Genomic DNA, 20035 nt, shown 5'->3' with positions numbered 1-20035 from the left:
GAATGAACCTCGGGTCGGTAAAAGGACTACAGTGGGGGCCATGGCTCTCGGCAAGGACTACGCGGCGCAGGAGTGCTCCATCGCCCGCGCCCTGGAGGTCGTCGGCGAGCGCTGGACGCTGCTCGTCGTGCGCGACGCGCTCTACGGCGTCCGCCGCTACAACGACTTCCTCGTCCACCTCGGCATCCCGCGCGCGGTCCTCGCCGCCCGGCTCCAGACGCTCACCGACGCGGGCGTCCTGGAGAAGCGGCCGTGCGCGGGGGCGCCCCGGCGGCACGAGTACGTCGTGACCGAGCGGGGCCGCGCCCTGTGGCCGACGCTGCGCGCGCTGAGCGCATGGGGTCGCGGGGGCCTCGGCGACACCGAGCCGCTGCGTACCTTCCGGCACGCGGCGTGCGGTACGGAACTGGGGCCGTCGGGGGAGTGCCCGGCCTGCGGGCTGCTCGTGCCGGTCGGTGACGTGGAGATGCTGCCCGGCCCCGGACTCGATCCGGAACCAGGTGATCCGGTCAGCCGGGCACTGCTCGCCCCCCGACGTCTGCTTCAGCCCGTCGTCACGGATCCTGTATAAACAGCAGCAGACACATGCGTACGCACAAGGGTTCGGGGAGGAGGCGGCCTTGATCAAGGAACTGGTCAGGAGCTGGGGCGGCGCCCTGCGGCCCGCCGTCCTGCTGTTCGTCCTGCTCGTCGAGACCGTCCTCGCCGACACCGGCAGCCTCGTGGGCGCCGTCGCCTTCGCCGCGACCGCCGCCGCGGGCTCCGCGCTCGCCCTGTGCTCCCTGCTCGCCGCGCGCTCCGCGCCCGCCGTGCCGCGCACCCGCGTGCGCACCGCCATCCGCGACCGCGAGCGGCGCACCGCCTTCCTGCCCCAGCGCGACCCCGACGCCCGGGGCCGCACGCGCCCGCGAGCGCCCGGCCGTCCCCTCCTGACGGCCGCGTAGGGAACCCCGGCTCCCCCTCACGGAACCTCCCGGAACTCCCGGACCCCGCGCGGATCGTCCTGCCGACACGCACCTCACCCCGGCACGACGAGACCCCCGGAGGGCTCACCCATGTCTTTCATCGCCGACCTGGTCGCACGCCTCGCCGACCTGCTCGAACCGCTCTTCCACGGCTCCGCCATGGCCGCGGCCATCGTCCTGGTCACCGCCTGCGTACGCCTCCTGATCCACCCGCTGTCCCGGGCCGCGGCCCGCGGCCAGAAGGCGCGCGCCAAGCTCAACCCGCAGATCGCCGCGCTCCGCGAGAAGCACGGCAAGAACCCGGAGAAGCTCCAGAAGGCGGTCCTCGAACTGCACCGCAAGGAGCAGGTCTCCCCGCTCGCGGGCTGTCTGCCCGGCCTCTTCCAGCTGCCCGCGTTCTTCCTGCTCTACCACCTGTTCTCCAACTCGAAGATCGGCGGCGAGGCCAACGAACTCCTCGGCCACGAGCTGCTCGCGGCCCCGCTCGGCGGGCGCTGGGCCGACGCCCTCGGCGACGGCGGCCCGTTCGGGGCGGCAGGGCTCGTCTACCTCGCCCTGTTCGCGCTCGTCGCGGCCGTCGCGACCTTCAACTTCCGGCGTACGAAGCGGCAGCTGGCCGGGTCGCCGCTGCCGGGCGGTGCCTCCGGCGGCGGGCAGGCGCCCGGCGCGGAGGCCATGGCGGCGATGTCGAAGTTCATGCCGTTCCTGTCCTTCTTCACGCTCGTGACGGTCGCCGTCGTACCGCTGGCCGCCGCGCTGTACGTCGTGACCAGCTCGACGTGGGCCGCCGTGGAGCGCGCGGTCCTGTACCGCGACATGCCGCAGGGCGCCGCCGGGGCCGCTGCCCCGGCGATGTGACCCCCGGACCCCGTGGACGGTCCAGTACGTGAACGGGGTCTTGCGGGCCGGACGGTGAGCTTGGAGGATCGACCGAACCTCCGGTGGTGCCGCACCTCCATCGGCCGGGCCGAGCTCGACCAAGGGAGACAGAGATGAAGCTGCTGCGAGTCGGTACGGCGGGCGCCGAGCGCCCGGCGCTGCTCGACGCCGGGGGCACCCTGCGTGATCTGTCCGGCGTCGTCACCGACATCGACGGCGCGCTGCTCGCCGACGCCGCCGCGCTCGCCCGCGTGCGCGCCGCCGCCGAGGCGGGCGGCCTGCCCGCGCTCGACGCGGCCGGGCTGCGCGTCGGGCCGCCGCTCGCGCGGATCGGCAAGGTCGTCTGCATCGGGCTCAACTACCACGACCACGCCGCCGAGGCGGGCGCCGAGCCGCCCGCCGAGCCCGTCGTCTTCCTGAAGGCGGCGGACACGGTGGTCGGGCCGAACGACACGGTGCTCGTGCCGCGCGGCTCGGTGAAGACGGACTGGGAGGTCGAGCTGGCGATCGTCATCGGACGGACCGCGCGTTACCTGGACTCGTACGAGGAGGCGCTCGCGCACGTCGCGGGCTACGCGGTGGCGCACGACGTGTCCGAGCGCGAGTTCCAGATCGAGCGCGGCGGGACCTGGGACAAGGGCAAGAACTGCGAGACCTTCAACCCGCTCGGGCCGTGGCTCGTGACGGCGGACGAGGTGCCGGACCCGCAGGCCCTGTCCCTGCGGCTGTGGGTCAACGGCGAGCTGATGCAGGACGGCACGACGGCCCAGCAGATCTTCCCGGTGGCGGAGGTGGTCCGCTACGTCAGCCGGTTCATGACGCTGTACCCGGGCGACGTGATCAACACCGGGACGCCCGCCGGGGTCGCCCTCGGCCGCCCCGAGCCCAAGCCCTATCTGCGGGCGGGGGACGTGGTGGAGCTGGAGATCGACGGGCTCGGGCGGCAGCGGCAGGAGCTCAAGGACGCCTGACGCCGGGGCGGCCCCGCCCGCCCCTCGCCCCCCCCACATGGTCCGCCCCTGGTCGGCCTAATGGGGGCTGTGCCGAGCGTGTCTCCCGCCATGAATGTCCGTAATACGCATATTTCCAGGTATGCGAAGAAAAAGCTCAGCATATCTAGCGGTGGCTGTCGCGGTCGCGGCGGCCACGGTCGTCGGCGGCCTGGCCGGGCAGGGCGTCGCCGACCCCCTGCCCGGCGGCCTCGGCCCCTGCCTGGGCGACGCCTGCCCGGGCACGTACCCCGAGGTCAACAACGGACCCGTGGCGGGCCGCGACGAGAACATCAACGTCTTCGTCGGCGAGGACATGCTCGTCCGCGAGGCGGCGGCGGAGGCCGAGGGCAAGGTCGTCGTGCTCGGCGACTTCGACATGAACAAGCGGGCCGGGGCCTCGCAGATCTACAACGTGGGCGTCGCCGGTGTCGGCTCGCGCGTGCCGCCGCCCAACGGCTCGGACTTCCTCACCGCGGGCGGCGACCTGACCGTCGCCACGGGCCAGCGGCTGCTCGCCGAGGAGGGCAGCGTCTCCGGACGCGTCGTGTACGAGGGCACGGCCAGCGGCACGGTCGCCCCGCCCGCGGTGCAGGAGGCCGGGGCGGCCGACAAGTACGCGACGCTGCCCGCCCAGCTCACGGAGGCGAGCCAGTGCTACGCGTACGACCAGGGCTCGCCCCGCACGGCCACGGGCACGGCCGTCAACAACGGCAGCGAGACGACCTTCACCGGTGACGGCACGTCCGCGATCCAGGTCTTCAACGTGGACTTCGACCTGGTCAGCCGCACCGGCGGCGACCAGGGCATCGTGTTCGCGAACATTCCCGCCGGCGCCACGGTGCTCGTGAACCTCACCGGTGACGTGCGCACCATCCGCACCTACATGGGCACCCTCCCCGACGGCCTGCGCGAGCGGCTGCTCTGGAACTTCCCGGACGCGTCCAACGTGCAGTTCGCGGGCAGCGGCCAGTTCCAGGGGAGCGTGCTCGTCGGGTCGCCGGGCAGCATGACGACGGTGACGCTGCCGGGCATGAACGGCCGCTTCTTCACGGTGGGCTCGATGACCCACACCTCGGGGGCGGGCGGCGGGCAGGAGTTCCACAACTACCCGTTCAACGGGGACCTGCCGACGTGCACCACGCCGTCCCCGTCGCCTTCGCCGTCGGAGAGCGAGAGCCCGTCTCCCTCGCCGTCGCCGTCGGACAGTGATGGCCCCTCACCGTCGCCGTCTCCCTCGGACAGTGACGGCCCCTCGCCGTCGCCTTCGCCGTCCGACAGTGACGGTCCGTCCCCGTCGCCGTCCCCGTCCGACAGTGACGGCCCCTCGCCTTCTCCGTCGCCGTCGGACAGTGATGGTCCGTCGCCGTCGCCGTCTCCCTCGGACAGCGACGGTCCGTCGCCGTCGCCATCGCCGTCGGACAGTGACGGTCCTTCCCCGTCCCCGTCGCCGTCCGACAGCGATGGTCCGTCGCCGTCGCCGTCTCCCTCGGACAGTGATGGCCCCTCACCGTCGCCGTCCCCGTCGGACAGTGACGGCCCCTCGCCTTCTCCGTCTCCCTCGGACAGTGACGGCCCGTCCCCGTCGCCGTCCCCGACGGACTCGCCCACGCATCCGACCCCGCATCCGACGAAGAGCCCTGACGAGATGGCGCACACGGGTGCCTCGTCCGGGGAGCTCGCGCTGGTCGGCGGGATCGCCGCGGCGCTGCTCGCGGCGGGTGTCACGGTCGTGGTGACGGTACGCCGCCGCCGCGCCGGAGAGTTCGAGTGACGGACCCTCACCCGGGCGTCAGGACGCGATGAACCGCTCCAGGGCCTCCACCACCAGGGCGTGATCCGCGACCTGGGGGAGGCCTGAGACGGTCACCGCGCCGACGACGCCCACGCCCTCGACCCCGATCGGGAACGCGCCACCATGTGCCGCGTACCGGTCGGGGTCGAGGCGCGAGGAGTCCTCGAACGTCGTGCCTTTGGCCCGGAACCGGCTGCCCACCAGGTACGACGAGCAGCCGTACCGCTCGACGACGCGGCGCTTGCGGTCGATCCAGGCGTCGTTGTCCGGCGAGGAGCCGGGCAGCGCCGCGTGGAAGAGCTGCTGGCCGCCGCGCCGGATGTCGATCGCCACGGGCGCCGCGCGCTCGCGCGCGAGCTCCACCAGGAGGCAGCCGAGCGCCCAGGCGTCCTCGTGGGTGAAGCGGGGCAGCACGAGTCGGCGCTCCTGCTCCTCGATCTCCTCTACGGAGGGGGCCTTCGGCCCGGTCGGCCGCGTCGTCACAGCGTCACCGCCACGCCCTCGTGGGCCGAGCGGCGCGCGGCCTCCAGGACGTCGAGGGCCGCGGCGGCCTCGTGCGCGGTGACCGGGTTGTCGCCCTCGCCGCGCAGGGCCGCGGCCACGGCCGCGTAGTACGCGGGGTAGTCGCCGGGCAGCGTGGGCTCGGGGCGGCCGCCGCCGGTCAGCGGGGACTCGCCGGAGCCGACCCGGCCCCACATGCACTCGGGCTCCGCGCCCCAGGGCCCGTCGGCCGCGTCGTCGCCGGGGCGCCTGCCCTCGCGCAGGGCGGCCTCCTGGGGGTCCAGGCCGTACTTCACATAGCCCGCGGCCGAGCCGAGGACGCGGAAGCGCGGGCCGAGCTGGGCCGCGGTCGCGCTCACGTACAGGTGCGAGCGGACGCCGCCAGTGTGCGTGATCGCGATGAAGGTGTCGTCGTCGGCCCGCGCGCCGGGGCGGCGGACGTCCGCCTCCGCGTACACGCGCACCGCCGGGCCGAAGAGCACCAGGGCCTGGTCGACGACGTGGCTCCCCAGGTCGTACAGGAGCCCGCCGATCTCCTCGGGGTCGCCGGACTCGCGCCAGCCGCCCTTGGGCTGCGGGCGCCAGCGCTCGAAGCGGGACTCGAAGCGCCAGACGTCGCCCAGCTCGCCGGCCGCGAGCAGCTTGCGCAGCGTACGGAAGTCGTTGTCCCAGCGGCGGTTCTGGAAGACGGACAGGAGCAGGCCGCGCTCGTCGGCGAGCGCCGCGAGGTCCCGGGCGTCGGCCGCGGTGCCCGCGAGCGGCTTGTCCACGACGACCGGCAGGCCCGCCTTGAGCGCCGCGGTCGCGAGCGGTACGTGCGTCTTGTTCGGCGACGCGATCACGACGAGGTCGAGCTCGTCGGCGCGATCCAGAAGCTCGTCCGCGTCCGCGGCCGTCCGGCTGCCGTACGCCGTGGTCGCTTCGGCCTGCCGCTCGGGGTTCGACGTGACGACCGTGTCGAGTGCGAGGCCGTCGGTGGCGGCGATCAGCGGGGCGTGGAAGACGGAGCCCGCGAGGCCGTACCCGATGAGGCCGACGCGGAGGTCGTTCTTGCCTTCAGTCATGAGCTCCACTTTGGCAACGCTGTTGCCAAAGTGCAAGCGACGGCGACAATGGAGGGGTGAACAGGGCTGACTCCGGTACGACCGGTCCGACGGGAGCGAATCTGCGGGCGCTGCGCGGGCACAACGCGGCGGTCGTGCTCGAACTGCTGCGGGGCGCCGGCGGCGAGGGCGTCAGCCGCCTTGAGCTCGCGGCGCGGGCGGGGCTCACGCCGCAGGCCGTCAGCAAGATCGTCGCGCGCCTGCGGGGGGAGGGCCTTGTCGCCGACGCGGGGCGGCGGGCCTCCACCGGCGGGAAGCCTGCGACGGCGCTGCGGCTCGTGCCCGGGGCGGGGGGTGCGGTGGGCGTGCATCTGGAGCGGGACGCGCTGGTCGCCGTCCTTGTGGACCTGGCCGGGGCGGTGGTGGCCGAGCGGCGGGCGGGGGTGGACTTCGCGGCGGGGGCCGACGCCGTGGTGGACCTGGTCGCCCGGGAGGTGCGGGCGCTGGTCGCGGGGGCGCCGTCCGGTGTGCTGGGCGTGGGGGTGGCTCTGCCGGGGCCGCTCGACCACGTGCGGGGGGTGTTGCACCGGGTCACCGGGTTCCCCGGGTGGGACGGGTATCCCCTGCGGGAGGTGCTCGCGGAGCGGCTCGGGCTCGCCGTGGTGGTGGACAAGGACACGAACGCCGCCGCGCTGGGGATCGCCCTGGCCGGGGGCGCGGAGTCGTTCGCGTATCTGCACTTGGGGACGGGGCTCGGCGCGGGCCTCGTCCTCGGGGGCGGTCTCTACCGGGGCGCGCGCACCGGGGCGGGGGAGTTCGGGCACCAGGTGGTGCTGCTCGACGGGCCCGTGTGCGAGTGCGGTGACCGGGGGTGCCTGGAGGCGCTGTGCCTCGCGGCCGTGGCGCGGGGCGACCTCGGCGGGGCGGCCCGGCTGCTCGGTGTCGGCGCGGGCAATCTGGTCTCGCTCCTCGACATCGACCTCGTGCTGCTCGGCGGGCGGACCGTGGCGGGGGCCGAGGACCTGTTCGTCCGGGGGGTCGGCGAGGCCGTGGCCGCGCGTTCCCGGCGCGAGGGCGCACGCGCGCGCGTGGGCGTCGCGAGCGCGCCGGGCGGCGAGCGCGGCGTGGCGGAGGGGGCGGCGCAGTTGGTGCTCGCCCCGCTGTTCGGCCGGGCGGAGGTGGCCCTGCCCGCGCGGCGGCCCGGCTGAGGCGCGGTGGGATCGGCTGTTCGAGGGGAATTCCGGGGGCGGTCGGCCGCAAGGAGTGGCGACGGCGGGGCGGCGCGGGGCGGCCGTGGCAGGGTCGGCCACGGCCTGTTGCCTCCCGGCGGGGCAACGGGGCACGTCCCGGCGCGAGTTCGACGCGCCCCGCCCGCCCGCGCTCAGCAAAGGTCCCGCATGCGACTCCGCTGCCGCCTGGCCGCAGGCGTCACCGCCGTGGCCGCCGCCCTGGTGCCCGCCGCGGCCGAGGCCGTCGCCCCGCGCCCCGGGCACCGCGCCGCCTGCTCCGCCCCGGCCTCCGCCGACTTCCCCGTCCGCGCCCGCATGGGGAAGGGGCCGGACGTCTACTACGCGGGCGGTGGCTACGGGCGCTGGTCCCTCAGGCTCGTGAACACCACGGGCGGCAGCTGCGAGCGCATCCACCCCGTCGTCGTACTCGTCGACCGGAAGGGGAAGCTGCGGCCGGGGCAGGCGCAGCTGGAGTTCCGCGCCGGGGGCCGCTGGCGGGCGGTCACGTTCGAGGGGGCGGGGCGGGGGGAGAACGTCGGGGTCCTCGACGACGGGGCCCGAGGGTTCACCGTTCGGCCCGGTGAGCCGGTGAGCGTGCCCTTGCGGCTCGCGTTCACGTCCGACGCCGCGTCGGACCGCGTCGTGGCGAGCGCCGCCGTCGTGCAGCGGCGGGGCGGGGACGGGGACTGGGTGGGGGAGTCCGACGACTATCCGTTCCAGGTGGTGGGCGACGGCGGCGCCCGGCCGTCACCCGCCGAACTCGCGAGGACCGGCCCGAGCGCCCTCCTCGCCCTGAGCGCCACCGCCGCCGCCCTCCTCCTGACCGGCGCAACCCTCATGGCAGCCGCCCGCCGCCTCCCGACCAGACCCCGCTGAACGACCAGCGCCCCGAAGGGGCGCGGGGAACGGCGCGCCCGGCCACGGCGATCTCGCAGGCGGTTGACGGCCTGTGGTGGGGCAGCGCCCCGAAGGGGCGCGGGGAACGGCGCGCCCGGCCACGGCGATCTCGCAGGCGGTTGACGGCCTGTGGTGGGGCAGCGCCCCGAAGGGGCGCGGGGAACGGCGCGCCCAGCCACGGCGATCCCGCAGACGACCAACGCCCCATCGTGGCAACCCCGGGGGGGCCGGGAGCCGGGGGCCGGGGGCCCGGGGGCCAGCCCCAGTACGGGGCCCGGGGCCAACCAGGCCCCGGCCGTCCAGCCTGGCCGCACGGCCGCACGTGCGACGATCGCCCCGTGGACCACCAGGACAACCCCCCAGCCGCCCCGCCCGCCCACCTGCGCGACCAGGTGCCCGGCGGGCCGGTTCGCTCGGGCATTCCCGAGCACGGCCGCATCCCCAAGTACTACGCGGTCAAGGCGCGGATCGCGGAGCTGATCGAGGAGTTGGGCGTGGGGCGGGCGCTGCCCACGGAGCGGGACCTCGCGGAGCGGTACGAGGTGGCGCGCGAGACCGTGCGGCAGGCGCTGCGCGAGCTGCTGCTCGAAGGCAGGCTGCGTCGGCAGGGGCGCGGCACGGTCGTCGCGGGGCCCAAGCTGGAGCAGCCCCTCTCCCTCGCCAGCTACACCGAGGGCGTGCGCAGACAGGGCCGCACCCCGGGCCGCACCCTCATCTCCCTGGACCGCTTCCCCTGCCCGGCCGCCCTCGCCGCCGACATCGGGGCCGCGCCGGACGAACCGGTCTGGCACATGGAGCGCGTACTGCTCGCCGACGACGAGCGGGTCGGCCTGGAGAGCACGTACGTCGCGGTGGCGCGGGTGCCGCGGCTCGACGCGGACTTCGACCCCGACTCGTCCTTCTACGCGTATCTGCGCGACGAACTCGGCATCGCGTTCGGGGACGCCGACGAGCGCATCGAGACGGTGCTCGCGACGCCGCGCGAGGCGCTGCTCGTCGGGACGCCGCCCGCGCTGCCGATGCTGCTCCTGCACCGGCTGTCGCGGGACACGGAGGGCGGCCCGCTGGAGCGGGTGCGGACCCTGTACCGGGGAGACCGCTTCTCGTTCACGACGCACCTCGGCTGAACCCGCGACGCAATCGGGGCCAACTACCCCTTTCCGGGCTGTAGTTGGCCCCGATTGATTACGGAACGATAACGGGTCTAGTCCAAGCTTGCTCGGCAGTTCACCCTTTGGTTGCCGCCCGGCCCTCGCCGGGCCACCCGCCGAAAGGAACGTTGCCGTCGTGAGAGTCATCGTCGTAGGAGCAGGCGTGGTCGGAACCATGCACGCCTGGCACGCAGTGGAGCGCGGCCACGAGGTCGTACAGATCGAGCGCGAGAGCGAGGCCCGGGGCGCTTCCTTGCGCAACTTCGGGCAGATATGGGTGAGCGGCCGCGCGGGCGGCGAGGAGCTGGAGACGGCTCTGCGCGCCCGCGAGCTGTGGGAGGGGATCGGCGCCCGCGTCCCGGGCATCGGCTTCCGCGCCAACGGCTCGCTGACCCTCGTGCGCACCGAGCGGGAGCGCGCCGTCGCCGAGGCCGCGCTCGCCCGCCCCGACGCCGCCGCCCGCGGCTACAAGCTGTTCGCCCCCGACGAGGCCCGCGCGCTCAACCCGGCGCTGCGCGGCGACTTCGCCGCCGCCCTGTGGTGCGAGCGGGACGCCGCCGTCGAGCCGCGCACCGCACAGCTGCGGCTGCGCGAGGAGCTCCTGAAGTCCCCGCGCTACACCTTCCTGCCCGGACGCGAGGTCCGCGACGTCGTCGGCCCCGGCGCGGTGCGCGACGACCACGGCGACGTGCACACCGGAGACGCCGTCGTGCTGTGCACCGGCGCCTGGCTCGGCGGCCTCGTGCGCGAGCTGGCGCCGGACCTGCCGGTGCGCCGCGTACGGCTCCAGATGATGCAGACCGACCCGCTGGGCGAGCCGCTCACCACGTCCGTCGCCGACGCCGACAGCTTCCGCTACTACCCGGCGTACCGCTCCCCGGAGCTCGACGCCCTCAACGCCGGGCAGGAGCAGCCCCCGACGGCCGCCGCGCACAAGATGCAGCTCCTCATGGTGCAGCGCGCCGACGGCGGCCTGACCATCGGCGACACCCACGAGTACGAGCACCCCTTCGCCTTCGACACCGTCGAGGACCCCTACGACCACCTCACCGAGGTCGTCGAGGGCTTCCTCGGGCGCCCCCTCCCCAAGGTCCGGCGGCGCTGGGCGGGGGTGTACGCGCAGTGCGTCGACACCAGCAGGGTCGTGCACCGCGAGCGCGTGGGCGACGGGGTGTGGCTGGTCACCGGGCCCGGCGGGCGCGGCATGACCTGCTCGCCCGCGATCGCCGAGCAGACCGCCGACGAACTGGGATGGTGAGGGAATTGACCACGCACATCAAGCTGGCCGTACTCGACATGGCCGGGACCACCGTCGCCGACGGCGGCCTGGTCGAGCGGGCCTTCGCGGCGGCCGCGGGGGAGCTGGGCGTCGAGCCGGGCTCCGCCGACCACGCGGCGAAGCTCGACTACGTCCGCGCCACCATGGGCGAGTCCAAGATCTCCGTCTTCCGGCACCTGTTCGGCGCCGAGGACCTGGCCCAGCGGGCCAACACGGCCTTCGAGAAGGCGTACGGAGAGCTGGTCGACGACGGTCTCATCGCCCCCGTCGACGGGGCCCGCGAAGCCGTCGAGGAGCTCAAGGCCGACGGTCTCACCGTGGTCTTGACCACGGGCTTCGCCCGCGTCACCCAGGACGCGATCCTGGCCGCCCTCGGCTGGCGCGACCTGGTGGACCTCACCCTGTGCCCCGCCGACGCGGGCGGGCGCGGGCGCCCCTACCCGGACATGGTGCTCGCCGCGTTCCTGCGCACCGGCGCCGCCGACTCGGTGCGCGAGGTGGCCGTCGCCGGGGACACCGCGTACGACATGCGCAGCGGCACCCGCGCCGGGGCCGGGATCGTCGCGGGCGTCCGCACCGGCGCCCACGACGAGGCGGCCCTGCGCGGCGCCGGGGCCACGCACGTGCTGCCCTCGGTCGTGGAACTGCCGGCGCTGATCCGGGACTTCGGGTCATGAGCAGCGGCATACGGTTCGACTCGGTGTCGGTCGCCTACGGCGGCAACGTCGTCCTCGACTCGCTCGACCTGACCGTCGGGCCCGGCGAGGTCATGGCGCTGCTCGGGCCCTCCGGGTCCGGCAAGACCACCGCCCTGCGGGCCGTCGCCGGGTTCGTGACGCCCGCCGCCGGGCGGGTGTTCATCGGCGACCGCGACGTGACGGGCCTGCCGCCGCACCGGCGCGGCATCGGCATGGTCGTCCAGCAGTACGCGCTGTTCCCGCACATGCGGGTCGAGGAGAACGTGGCGTTCGGCCTCCGGGCGCAGAAGGCCACCAAGGCGGAGATCCCGGCGCGCGTCGCCGACGCCCTGGAGCTGGTCGGGATGGCCGCGTACGCCAAGCGGTACCCGCGCGAACTGTCCGGCGGCCAGCAGCAGCGCGTCGCCATCGCCCGCGCCCTCGCCATCCGGCCCGGAGTGCTCCTCCTCGACGAGCCGCTGTCCGCGCTCGACGCGCAGCTGCGCTCCGGCATGCTCGCCGAACTCGCCCGGCTGCACCGGGAACTGCCGGACGTCTCCATCCTGTACGTCACCCACGACCAGGTCGAGGCGCTCACCCTCGCCGACCGGATCGCCGTCATGGACCGGGCCCGGCTGCGGGACGTGGGCACACCGCAGGAGCTGTACCGGCGCCCGCGCACCGAGTTCACGGCCTCCTTCGTGGGCAACGCGAACCTCCTGCCGGTGTCCGTGGGCGAGGGCGCGGTGTCCCTCGGCACGGCCGAGGTGAAGGTCGCCACGGACGGCGTCGCGGCCGGGGCCACGGCCACGCTGTGCGTGCGGCCGCACCTGATGGGCCTCGGGCCCGGGCCCAACGCGCTCACCGGCAGCGTCACGGAGGTGCAGTGGCGGGGGGCCACGCACCGGCTGTACGTCGACGTGGGCGGGCACGCGGTGAAGGCCGACGTGCGCGAGCTGCGGGTGCCCCCCGGGCTGGGGGAGCAGGTCACGCTGCACTTCGCGCCCGAGGACGCGGTGCTGCTTGCCGCAGGGGTGAACGGCGATGGGTGACCTCACGCCGGGCCTCGTCAAAAGCGGGGCGGCACCTCCCGCGGTGCCCACCCCTCCCCAAGCTCTCGGCTCCGCTCAAGCAGGGGATGCCCCACTCGCCCTGCGGAACGACTGCCCACAGGGCAAACAGCGCCGTATCCCGTCGTTCGTCTGGGCGTTGCCGCCCATCGCCCTGCTCGGGGCCGTCTTCCTCTATCCGCTCGCCCTCGTCGTGCAGCAGTCCGTGCGGCCGGATACGGGGGGTACGTCCCTCCAGCCGTATGCCGACGTGTTCGCCTCCGCGTCCTTCCGGGACGCCTTGGGCACCACCGTGTGGCTGGCCGTGGGGGCGACCGTCGGGTGTCTGGTGCTCGGGTTCGTGCTCGCGCTCGTCATCGCGTTCGTACCGTTCCCCGGCGGGAAGGCCGTCGCCAAGTTCATCGACGTCTTCCTGTCCTTCCCGTCCTTCCTCATCACCCTCGCGCTGCTCTTCATCTACGGCACCAAGGGCATGGCCAACGGGCTGTGGACGGACGCGACCGGGAGCGGCGGCGACGGGCCCTTCCAGTTCCTGACCACGCCGTGGGGCGTGCTGCTCGCCGAGATCACGTACTTCACGCCGTTCGTGATGCGGCCGCTGCTCGCCGCCTTCTCGCAGCTCGACACCGCGCAGCTGGAGGTGGCCTCCAGCCTCGGCGCGCGGCCCGCGCGGATCGTGCGGAAGGTGATCCTGCCGGAGGCGCTGCCCGCGCTCGCGGCGGGCGGCAGCCTCGTCCTGGTGATGTGCCTGAACGAGTTCGGGATCGTCCTGTTCACCGGGGCGAAGGGCGTCACGACCCTGCCGACCCTCGTCTACGGCAAGGCGATGCTGGAGTCCGACTACCCGGCCGCCTGCGTCGTCGCCGTCGTCAACATCGCGATCTCCGTGGGCCTCTACGGCCTGTACCGGGTGGTGAGCCGTCGTGCTGGTGCATAGCCGCAAGGGCAAGTGGGCGCTGTGGGCGGTGTTCGCCGTCCTCTTCCTGCCGGTGTTCGCGCTGCCGCTCGCCGTCATCGTCGCGGCCTCGTTCGCGGGCCACTGGTCGGGGGCGTTCCCGTCCGCGTTCACCACCGAGCACTACGCGGCGGCGACCCGGGGCGAGTCCTTGGAGGCCCTCACCACCAGCCTGCTCACCGCGCTCGGCGCGAGCGTCGCCGCGCTCGCCGCGGGCACCTGGGCGGCGCTCGCGGCGGCCCGGCTGCGCAAGCCCGGCAAGAGGGTCGTCGACGCGCTGTTCATGCTGCCCGTCGCCGTGCCGTCCGTCGTCGTCGGGCTCGCCGTGCTCGTCGCCTTCAGCAAGCCGCCGGTGATCCTCAACGGCACGTCCACGATCGTCGTCCTCGCGCACGCGATCCTCGTCACGGCGTTCGCCTACCAGTCGATGTCGGCCGCCGTCGTGCGTCTCGACCCGGCGTACGAGCAGGCCGCGGCGTCCCTGGGCGCCCGGCCCGCGTACGTCCTGTGGCGGGTGCGGCTGCCGCTGCTCCTGCCGTCCCTGACGGCCGCCGCGGGCCTGTGCTTCGCCCTGTCCATGGGCGAGCTCAGCGCCACGATGATGCTCTACCCGCCGGACTGGACGCCCCTGCCCGTACGCGTCTACGCGGCCACCGACCGGGGCGCCGCCTTCACCGGGGCGGCCCTCGCCGTGGTCCTCATGGGCGCCACCCTGCTCGTCCTCTTCGCGGTGTCCCGCGTCCGCACCCGCGCCTCCTACCGCTGACCCGCCCGAACCCTCACCCGAGCCCGAGCCCGCCTCTCCAAGGAGCACGACACGTCATGCGTACCGTCACCCCCGTCCGCGCGATCGCCGCCCTCGGCGGCTGCGCCCTGCTCGCCACCACCCTCACCGCCTGCGGCGGCGACTCCGCCGCCTCCGACGCCAAGGTCGTCACCGTCTACAGCGCCGACGGCCTCAAGGGCGAGAACGGCGACGGCTGGTACGACCAGGTCTTCAAGGACTTCGAGAACAAGACCGGCATCGAGGTCAAGTACGTCGAGGGCGGCTCCGGCGAGATGGTGCAGCGCGCCGTCCGGGAGAAGTCCAACACCCAGGCCGACGTCCTCGTCACCCTGCCCCCGTTCATCCAGCAGGCCGACGACAAGGGCCTGTTGCAGGCGTACTCCCCCGAGGGCGCCGAGCAGGTCGACGGCGCGAACAAGGCGTCCGACGGCAAGTGGACCACCGTCGTGAACAACTACTTCGGCTTCGTCTACAACAAGAAGGAGCTGACGGGCTCCAAGACGCCGAGGACCTGGGACGAGCTGACCGACGGCGCGTACAAGAACAAGATCCAGTACTCCACGCCGGGCGTCGCGGGCGACGGCACCGCCGTGCTCATCAAGGCCATGCACGACTTCGGCGGCAAGGAGCCCGCCATGAAGTACCTGGGCAAGCTCCAGTCCAACAACGTCGGCCCGTCCGCCTCCACCGGCAAGCTCGCGCCGAAGGTCGACAAGGGCGAGCTGCTCGTCGCCAACGGCGACGTCCAGATGAACTACGCCCAGTCCAAGGACATGCCCCACCTCGGCATCTGGTTCCCGGCCAAGAAGGGTGCGAAGCCCACCACCTTCGCGCTGCCGTACGCCGCGGGCCTCGTCACCAAGGCCCCGCACAGCGCCAACGCCAAGAAGTTCCTCGACTACCTCCTCAGCCGCACCGCCCAGCGGCAGGTCAGCGAGATCGGCGGCGGCTTCGCGGCCCGCAAGGACGTCAAGGCCACCGACACCAACGCCATCGCCCTGGAGAAACTCCTGAACGGCGTGGAGGTCTTCGAGCCGGACTGGGCAGACATCTCCGAGAACCTCACGTCGTACGTCGAGGACTGGAAGTCCGCCACCGGCAGCTGACCCCCACCACCTCCCCCTCCTTCCTCCAACGCCCCTGTGCCACCAGGGGCGTTGGTGTGTCCTGCCCTTCCCGCTCCCTTGGAGGAATCGTGTCCCACGGCATCCGCCGCCGCTCGCTCCTCGTCTCCGCCGCCGCCCTCGCCGCCGCCGCGGGGCCCCTGTCGGGCCTCGCCCGCGCGGCCGCAGCCCGCACCCCCAAGGTCCTGGTGATCGGCCTCGACGGCACGCTCCTGGGCCGCGTCAAGGACGCCGAGGCGCCCCGCCTGAAGTCCCTGATGGCCCGCGGCCTCACCGCCCCGAGCAGCATCTACGCCAACCCGCTCGCACCCACCATGTCGGGGCCCGGCTGGTCCACGCTGCTCACCGGCGTCTGGCCCGACAAGCACAAGGTCGTGGGCAACGACTTCGCGGGCCACGACCTCGCCCGCTACCCCGACTTCATGACGCGCGCCGAGGCCGCGAAGCCCGCCCTGCGCACCTACGCCGTGTCCTCCTGGGCGCCCCTCACCGACACGGTCTTCTCGCCGAAGGTCGACACGCGCGTCTCGACGCCGTCCGACGAGTACGACGAGGGCACCACGAAGCGCGCCGTCGCCGCCCTCGCGGACAAGGACCCCGACGCCGTCTTCGTCCAGCTCGACAACATCGACCACGCCGGGCACAGCAGCGGCGCGGCGAGCCGCGCTTACCTCGACGCCATCCACGGCGCCGACGCCCAGGTCGGCCGCATCCTCGACGCCGTGGCCGCCCGCCCGTCGTACGGGGACGAGGACTGGCTGGTCATGGTCACCGCCGACCACGGCCACACCGACGCGGGCGGCCACGGCGGCTCCAGCAGGGCCGAGCGCCAGACCTTCCTCATCGCCGTCGGGGACGGGCTCACCGCCGGTTCCGTACGGCACGACGTGCGCATGCCCGACCTCGCCGTCAGCGCCCTCGCCCACCTCGGCGTGCCCGTCGACCCCGCCTGGGGCCTCGACGGCCGCCCGGTGCAGCAGCCGCGCCCCGACGCCTTCGACACGCTGCGCGACCGTCTGAAGCCGTCGGTGGACGAGACCGGCATCGGCTCCGGCGTCCTCGGCTTCACCCACACCCCGCCCGACGGCTGGAGCGTCGACAACACGAGGATGGGCGGCGGGGGCGTCACCGAGTGGCGCGGCTGGGCCTTCACCACGGACGAGTTCTGGACGCAGACCCAGCGCGACCAGCAGCGCGAACTCAACCTCAGGGCCCGGAACGTGTTCGCCGTGGCCGACGGCGACGAGTGGTCCGACAAGCCCGTCACCGGCACCTTCGACTCCACCCTGATCAGCCCCGCGTACGAGGTCACCGGCGGCGCCCCGGCGACCCTCACGTACACGACGTACTACCGTCACGAGGCCCCGCAGCAGGGCCAGGTGCTCGTCTCCTACGACGGCGGCGCCCCCGCCGTCGTGAAGACGTACGCCGCCGACACCCCGTCCACCGTCGAGACCGTGCGGCTCCAGGTCCCGGCCGGGGCCCGGACGGCGCAGGTCCGCTTCCGCTACACCGGCGGCAACAACTGGTACTGGGTGATCGACGGGGTCGGGATCAAGCCTTCCTGATTAGGCTTGGGGCGTCGGCACAGCGTCGTTCCGACGCCCCACCCGCCACCTTGGTTTCACGCAGACCCGCAGGAGTGCACCCCATGGCAGAGCGCAAGCCCATCGAATCGTGGCTCACCGACATGGACGGGGTGCTCATCCACGAGGGCGTGCCGATCCCCGGCGCCGACTCCTTCATCAAGAAGCTCCGCGACTCCGGCAAGCCGTTCCTCGTGCTCACCAACAACTCCATCTACACCGCCCGCGACCTCCAGGCCCGGCTGACCCGCATGGGCCTGGAAGTGCCCGTCGAGAACATCTGGACCTCGGCCCTCGCCACGGCGAAGTTCCTCGACGACCAGCGGCCCGGCGGCACGGCGTACGTGATCGGCGAGGCGGGCCTGACGACCGCCCTGCACGACATCGGCTACGTCCTGACCGACCACGACCCGGACTACGTGGTCCTCGGCGAGACCCGCACCTACTCCTTCGAGGCCATGACCAAGGCCGTGCGGCTCATCAACGACGGCGCGCGCTTCATCTGCACCAACCCGGACGAGACCGGCCCCTCCACGGAGGGCCCGCTGCCCGCCACCGGCGCCGTGGCCGCGCTGATCACCAAGGCGACCGGCAAGAAGCCGTACTTCGCGGGGAAGCCGAACCCCCTGATGATGCGGACCGGTCTGAACGCCATCGGGGCGCACTCGGAGACGAGCGCGATGATCGGCGACCGCATGGACACGGACGTCCTCGCCGGCCTCGAGGCGGGGATGGAGACCTTCCTGGTGCTCACCGGGCTCACCTCCCGGGCCGACATCGACCAGTACCCGTTCCGGCCCTCCAAGGTCGTGGACTCCATCGCCGATCTCGTCGACCGGGTGTGAGGCACGGCGGCGGCGCCGGGGCACAAACGGGTGTGCTGAACGTGCGGTGACGCCGTGCGCGCGTGAATCTGCTGGTACAGGAGGTTCACGATGCGTATATGTTCGCTCGCCGTGCGTGGCGCGGGAGGGCTCGTCCTCGCGGGCGCCCTGGCGGCCGTGCCGTCACCGGCAGCCGCGCACGCGCAGGACCAGGTCAGGGCCCAGGTCACCCCCGCCGGCGCGGAGCCGGGCGGGCAGGTCGAGGTACGGGTCTCGGGGTGCCGGGGGACGACCGGCGCCGCGGGGTCCGGGGCGTTCGCGAAGGACGCCGCGCTGACCGGGAGCGACGGGAAGTCCCTCACCGGCTCCGCCCGCATCAGGGCCGGGATCTCGGGCACGTACGAGATCACCGTGACCTGTGACGGGCACCCGCACCAGGGCGTCGGCACCGTCCGGGTCGGCGGCGCCCAGGCCACCCCGCAGGCCCCCGTGCGGGCCGGTGGCGGCGGCACCGCCGACCTTCAGCCCGTGGCCGCGGTCGCCGAGGAGGCCGGGCCCGGCACCCGGCACGCCGTCGTCGGCCTGGTGCTCGCGGGGGCCGCCGCCGTCGCCGTGGCCCTGCGCAGCGTCCGCCGGCGCCGCTCCGACTGACCGTGTCCGGGTCCGGGCCCGAAGGCGCCGACGCCCCGCACGGCACGAGCCGTCTCGTCCTGGGCGTGGCGTGGGCCGTGCTGCTCGTGGCCCTGTGGCTGTGGGGCAACGAGATCACCGATGTGCGCGGCGGCCTCTCCGACCCGACCACCGGCGACGTCGCTGCCGTCGGGCGTCCCCCCGGCCTCGAACTGCCCGGCCCGCACGAGCCGCTGGCGGACGCGCGGCCGCAGCGCGTGGACGTGCCCTCGCTCGGCGTCCGGGCCCCGGTGGTGGCGCGCGGCCTGGACGCGGTGGGCGCGATCGACCCGCCGCCGTACGGGCAGCCGGGCGTGGTCGGCTGGTACGGCGGCGGGGTGCGGCCGGGGGCCGCCGGGGCCGCGCTCCTCGTCGGGCACGTGGACACGGAGAGCAGGCCCGCCGTCTTCTACCACCTCAGCGCCGTGCGGCCCGGCGAGAAGGTGCGGGTGGTGCGGGACGACGGGGCGGTCGCCGAGTTCACGGTCGACGACGTCCAGGTCATCGGCCGCGACGACTTCGACGCGAAGACGGCCTACGGCCCCCGCCGTGAGGGCCGGGCCGAGCTGCGCCTGATCACCTGCGGCGGCACCTTCGACCGCGCGAGCCGTACGTACTCGGCGAACGTGGTGGTCTCCGCGTACCTCACGGGGGTGGGCCCCTGAGCGCTTCGCTGGAATCGCCGCGATGGGCCGTCGATCGCCTGCGGGCCCGTCGCGGCTGGTCGCGCGGTTCCCCGCGCCCCTTCGGGGCGCTGCCGAACCGCACCACACTTCCCCAGGGCCTAAGCCGCCTGCGCCCCGGTTCTGGGGCGCAGGGCCCGCAGGCCGATGCCGCCGAACACGGCGGCGAAGACCACCCACATCAGCACGTGCGACGCGAGCGACAGCATGCGGAAGTCCCACAGGAGCGTGGGGCTCACGGGCGTCGGGTCCGGGTTGTCCGGCAGCGCCCAGAGCAGCGCGAGGACGGCGGCCGCCGTGCCCGCCGCCGCGAGCTGCCGCACCGGCAGGGCCCTGGCGGCCAGGCGCACGTACACCTGCCAGACCAGGAACATGCCGAGCACGCTGATCACGACGGCCGCGACCCACATCGCCTGCCGGTCGCCCACCGTGCCGGAGTCGCCGACGCCCGGCGGCATCGCCGGATAGCGCAGGGCGGGGAAGAGGGAGATCGCGCAGAACGCGGCCGCGCAGAAGGCCAGCGCGCGCGGCCAGGGGTGGGAACGCGGATCGCGCCGGTGCACGAGCGCGTACGCGACGGCGAAGAGCACGCCGATCGCGAGGCCCGCCACCACCAGGGCGATGACCAGGCCCGCGTGCTGCGTGGAGCGGGAGAACAGCTCCTCGTGGTGCTGCACGGCCGCGCCGGCGTCGTGCTGCTCGTGCGCCTGCGAGCGGGCCTCCTCCGCGCGGATCGCCCGGTCCATCAGGGGTTCGGCGAGCAGCAGCGAGAAGAGCCCGGCGGCGAGCCCGCCCAGGCTGCCGGCCGCGAGACCGCGGCCGAGCAGCGCGAGGACGGGGGACGAGGCCGCTGGGGAGGCGGTGGAGCGAGCCGGACTGCGGGGAGCGGTGAGGGAGTTCGGGGACGGGGGAGTCTCTGGGGACGCGGTCAT

The 20035-nt window shown here is 74.0% G+C and carries 21 protein-coding genes; 18 read left to right on the top strand and 3 right to left on the bottom strand.

The window, feature by feature from the left end; translation table 11 throughout:
* Window positions 1-40 precede the first annotated feature (40 nt).
* The 5 genes from MQV74_RS16635 (at window position 41) to MQV74_RS16615 (ending at window position 4607) form a co-directional block, all read left to right on the top strand.
* On the top strand, window positions 41-571 hold the full coding sequence (locus MQV74_RS16635; RefSeq protein WP_242718470.1) for a winged helix-turn-helix transcriptional regulator: 531 nt from the start codon (window positions 41-43) through the stop codon (window positions 569-571).
* 49 nt (window positions 572-620) lie between these two features.
* A complete protein-coding gene (locus MQV74_RS16630) occupies window positions 621-944 on the top strand; it encodes a DUF6412 domain-containing protein (RefSeq protein WP_242718468.1) in 324 nt (107 codons plus the stop codon).
* 111 nt (window positions 945-1055) lie between these two features.
* Window positions 1056-1823 carry a YidC/Oxa1 family membrane protein insertase gene (locus tag MQV74_RS16625; RefSeq protein ID WP_242718466.1) on the top strand — a complete coding sequence of 256 codons (768 nt, stop codon included), beginning with the start codon at window positions 1056-1058 and terminating at the stop codon, window positions 1821-1823.
* Window positions 1824-1957: 134 nt separating this feature from the next.
* The gene (locus tag MQV74_RS16620) at window positions 1958-2815 is read left to right on the top strand and encodes a fumarylacetoacetate hydrolase family protein (RefSeq protein ID WP_242718464.1); all 858 of its coding nucleotides are present in this window, start codon (window positions 1958-1960) and stop codon (window positions 2813-2815) included.
* Between the two features lie 151 nt (window positions 2816-2966).
* The gene (locus tag MQV74_RS16615) at window positions 2967-4607 is read left to right on the top strand and encodes a choice-of-anchor A family protein (RefSeq protein WP_242718462.1); all 1641 of its coding nucleotides are present in this window, start codon (window positions 2967-2969) and stop codon (window positions 4605-4607) included.
* A gap of 18 nt (window positions 4608-4625) precedes the next feature.
* On the opposite strand, the gene MQV74_RS16610 is transcribed toward MQV74_RS16615, so the two are convergent.
* Together MQV74_RS16610 and MQV74_RS16605 are read right to left on the bottom strand one after the other, a co-directional pair.
* Entirely contained in the window at window positions 4626-5111 is a 486-nt protein-coding gene (locus MQV74_RS16610; protein WP_242718460.1) for a heme-degrading domain-containing protein, read from the bottom strand.
* On the bottom strand, window positions 5108-6193 hold the full coding sequence (locus tag MQV74_RS16605) for a Gfo/Idh/MocA family oxidoreductase (RefSeq protein ID WP_242718458.1): 1086 nt from the start codon (window positions 6191-6193) through the stop codon (window positions 5108-5110). The genes MQV74_RS16610 and MQV74_RS16605 overlap by 4 nt, the downstream gene beginning before the upstream one ends.
* Before the next feature lie 56 nt (window positions 6194-6249).
* Between MQV74_RS16605 and MQV74_RS16600 the strand changes: the two genes are divergently transcribed.
* The 13 genes from MQV74_RS16600 (at window position 6250) to MQV74_RS16540 (ending at window position 19085) form a co-directional block, all read left to right on the top strand.
* Window positions 6250-7380: an ROK family transcriptional regulator gene (locus tag MQV74_RS16600; RefSeq protein ID WP_242718456.1), complete on the top strand. Its 1131-nt coding sequence runs from the start codon at window positions 6250-6252 to the stop codon at window positions 7378-7380.
* Between the two features lie 189 nt (window positions 7381-7569).
* A complete protein-coding gene (locus tag MQV74_RS16595; RefSeq protein WP_242718454.1) occupies window positions 7570-8277 on the top strand; it encodes a hypothetical protein in 708 nt (235 codons plus the stop codon).
* Window positions 8278-8636: 359 nt separating this feature from the next.
* Window positions 8637-9425: a GntR family transcriptional regulator gene (locus MQV74_RS16590; RefSeq protein WP_242718452.1), complete on the top strand. Its 789-nt coding sequence runs from the start codon at window positions 8637-8639 to the stop codon at window positions 9423-9425.
* A 160-nt stretch (window positions 9426-9585) separates the two neighbouring features.
* The gene (locus MQV74_RS16585; protein WP_242718450.1) at window positions 9586-10707 is read left to right on the top strand and encodes a TIGR03364 family FAD-dependent oxidoreductase; all 1122 of its coding nucleotides are present in this window, start codon (window positions 9586-9588) and stop codon (window positions 10705-10707) included.
* Complete coding sequence (locus MQV74_RS16580; RefSeq protein WP_242718448.1) at window positions 10701-11405, top strand: phosphonatase-like hydrolase; 705 nt, start codon at window positions 10701-10703, stop codon at window positions 11403-11405. The genes MQV74_RS16585 and MQV74_RS16580 overlap by 7 nt, the downstream gene beginning before the upstream one ends.
* Window positions 11402-12457 (top strand): ABC transporter ATP-binding protein, encoded by a 1056-nt coding sequence (locus MQV74_RS16575; RefSeq protein ID WP_242718445.1) that lies wholly within the window; start codon window positions 11402-11404, stop codon window positions 12455-12457. The genes MQV74_RS16580 and MQV74_RS16575 overlap by 4 nt, the downstream gene beginning before the upstream one ends.
* Entirely contained in the window at window positions 12450-13412 is a 963-nt protein-coding gene (locus MQV74_RS16570) for a 2-aminoethylphosphonate ABC transporter permease subunit (protein ID WP_242718443.1), read from the top strand. The genes MQV74_RS16575 and MQV74_RS16570 overlap by 8 nt, the downstream gene beginning before the upstream one ends.
* Window positions 13399-14196: an ABC transporter permease gene (locus MQV74_RS16565; RefSeq protein WP_242718441.1), complete on the top strand. Its 798-nt coding sequence runs from the start codon at window positions 13399-13401 to the stop codon at window positions 14194-14196. The genes MQV74_RS16570 and MQV74_RS16565 overlap by 14 nt, the downstream gene beginning before the upstream one ends.
* A gap of 56 nt (window positions 14197-14252) precedes the next feature.
* The gene (locus tag MQV74_RS16560; protein WP_242718439.1) at window positions 14253-15323 is read left to right on the top strand and encodes a 2-aminoethylphosphonate ABC transporter substrate-binding protein; all 1071 of its coding nucleotides are present in this window, start codon (window positions 14253-14255) and stop codon (window positions 15321-15323) included.
* An 89-nt stretch (window positions 15324-15412) separates the two neighbouring features.
* The gene (locus MQV74_RS16555) at window positions 15413-16909 is read left to right on the top strand and encodes an alkaline phosphatase family protein (RefSeq protein ID WP_242718437.1); all 1497 of its coding nucleotides are present in this window, start codon (window positions 15413-15415) and stop codon (window positions 16907-16909) included.
* An 83-nt stretch (window positions 16910-16992) separates the two neighbouring features.
* Complete coding sequence (locus tag MQV74_RS16550) at window positions 16993-17772, top strand: HAD-IIA family hydrolase (RefSeq protein WP_242718435.1); 780 nt, start codon at window positions 16993-16995, stop codon at window positions 17770-17772.
* A 90-nt stretch (window positions 17773-17862) separates the two neighbouring features.
* Window positions 17863-18402 (top strand): hypothetical protein, encoded by a 540-nt coding sequence (locus MQV74_RS16545; protein WP_242718433.1) that lies wholly within the window; start codon window positions 17863-17865, stop codon window positions 18400-18402.
* Window positions 18403-18404: 2 nt separating this feature from the next.
* A complete protein-coding gene (locus MQV74_RS16540; RefSeq protein ID WP_242718431.1) occupies window positions 18405-19085 on the top strand; it encodes a class F sortase in 681 nt (226 codons plus the stop codon).
* A gap of 119 nt (window positions 19086-19204) precedes the next feature.
* Here MQV74_RS16540 and MQV74_RS16535 read toward each other — a convergent pair whose 3' ends face one another.
* A complete protein-coding gene (locus MQV74_RS16535; RefSeq protein WP_242718429.1) occupies window positions 19205-20035 on the bottom strand; it encodes a CbtA family protein in 831 nt (276 codons plus the stop codon).

It is taken from the genome of Streptomyces sp. AN091965 (assembly GCF_022698285.1).
Taxonomy (GTDB): Bacteria; Actinomycetota; Actinomycetes; order Streptomycetales; family Streptomycetaceae; genus Streptomyces.
Note: the sequence above shows the minus strand (reverse complement) of the source record. Positions and strands in the feature narration are given on the sequence as shown.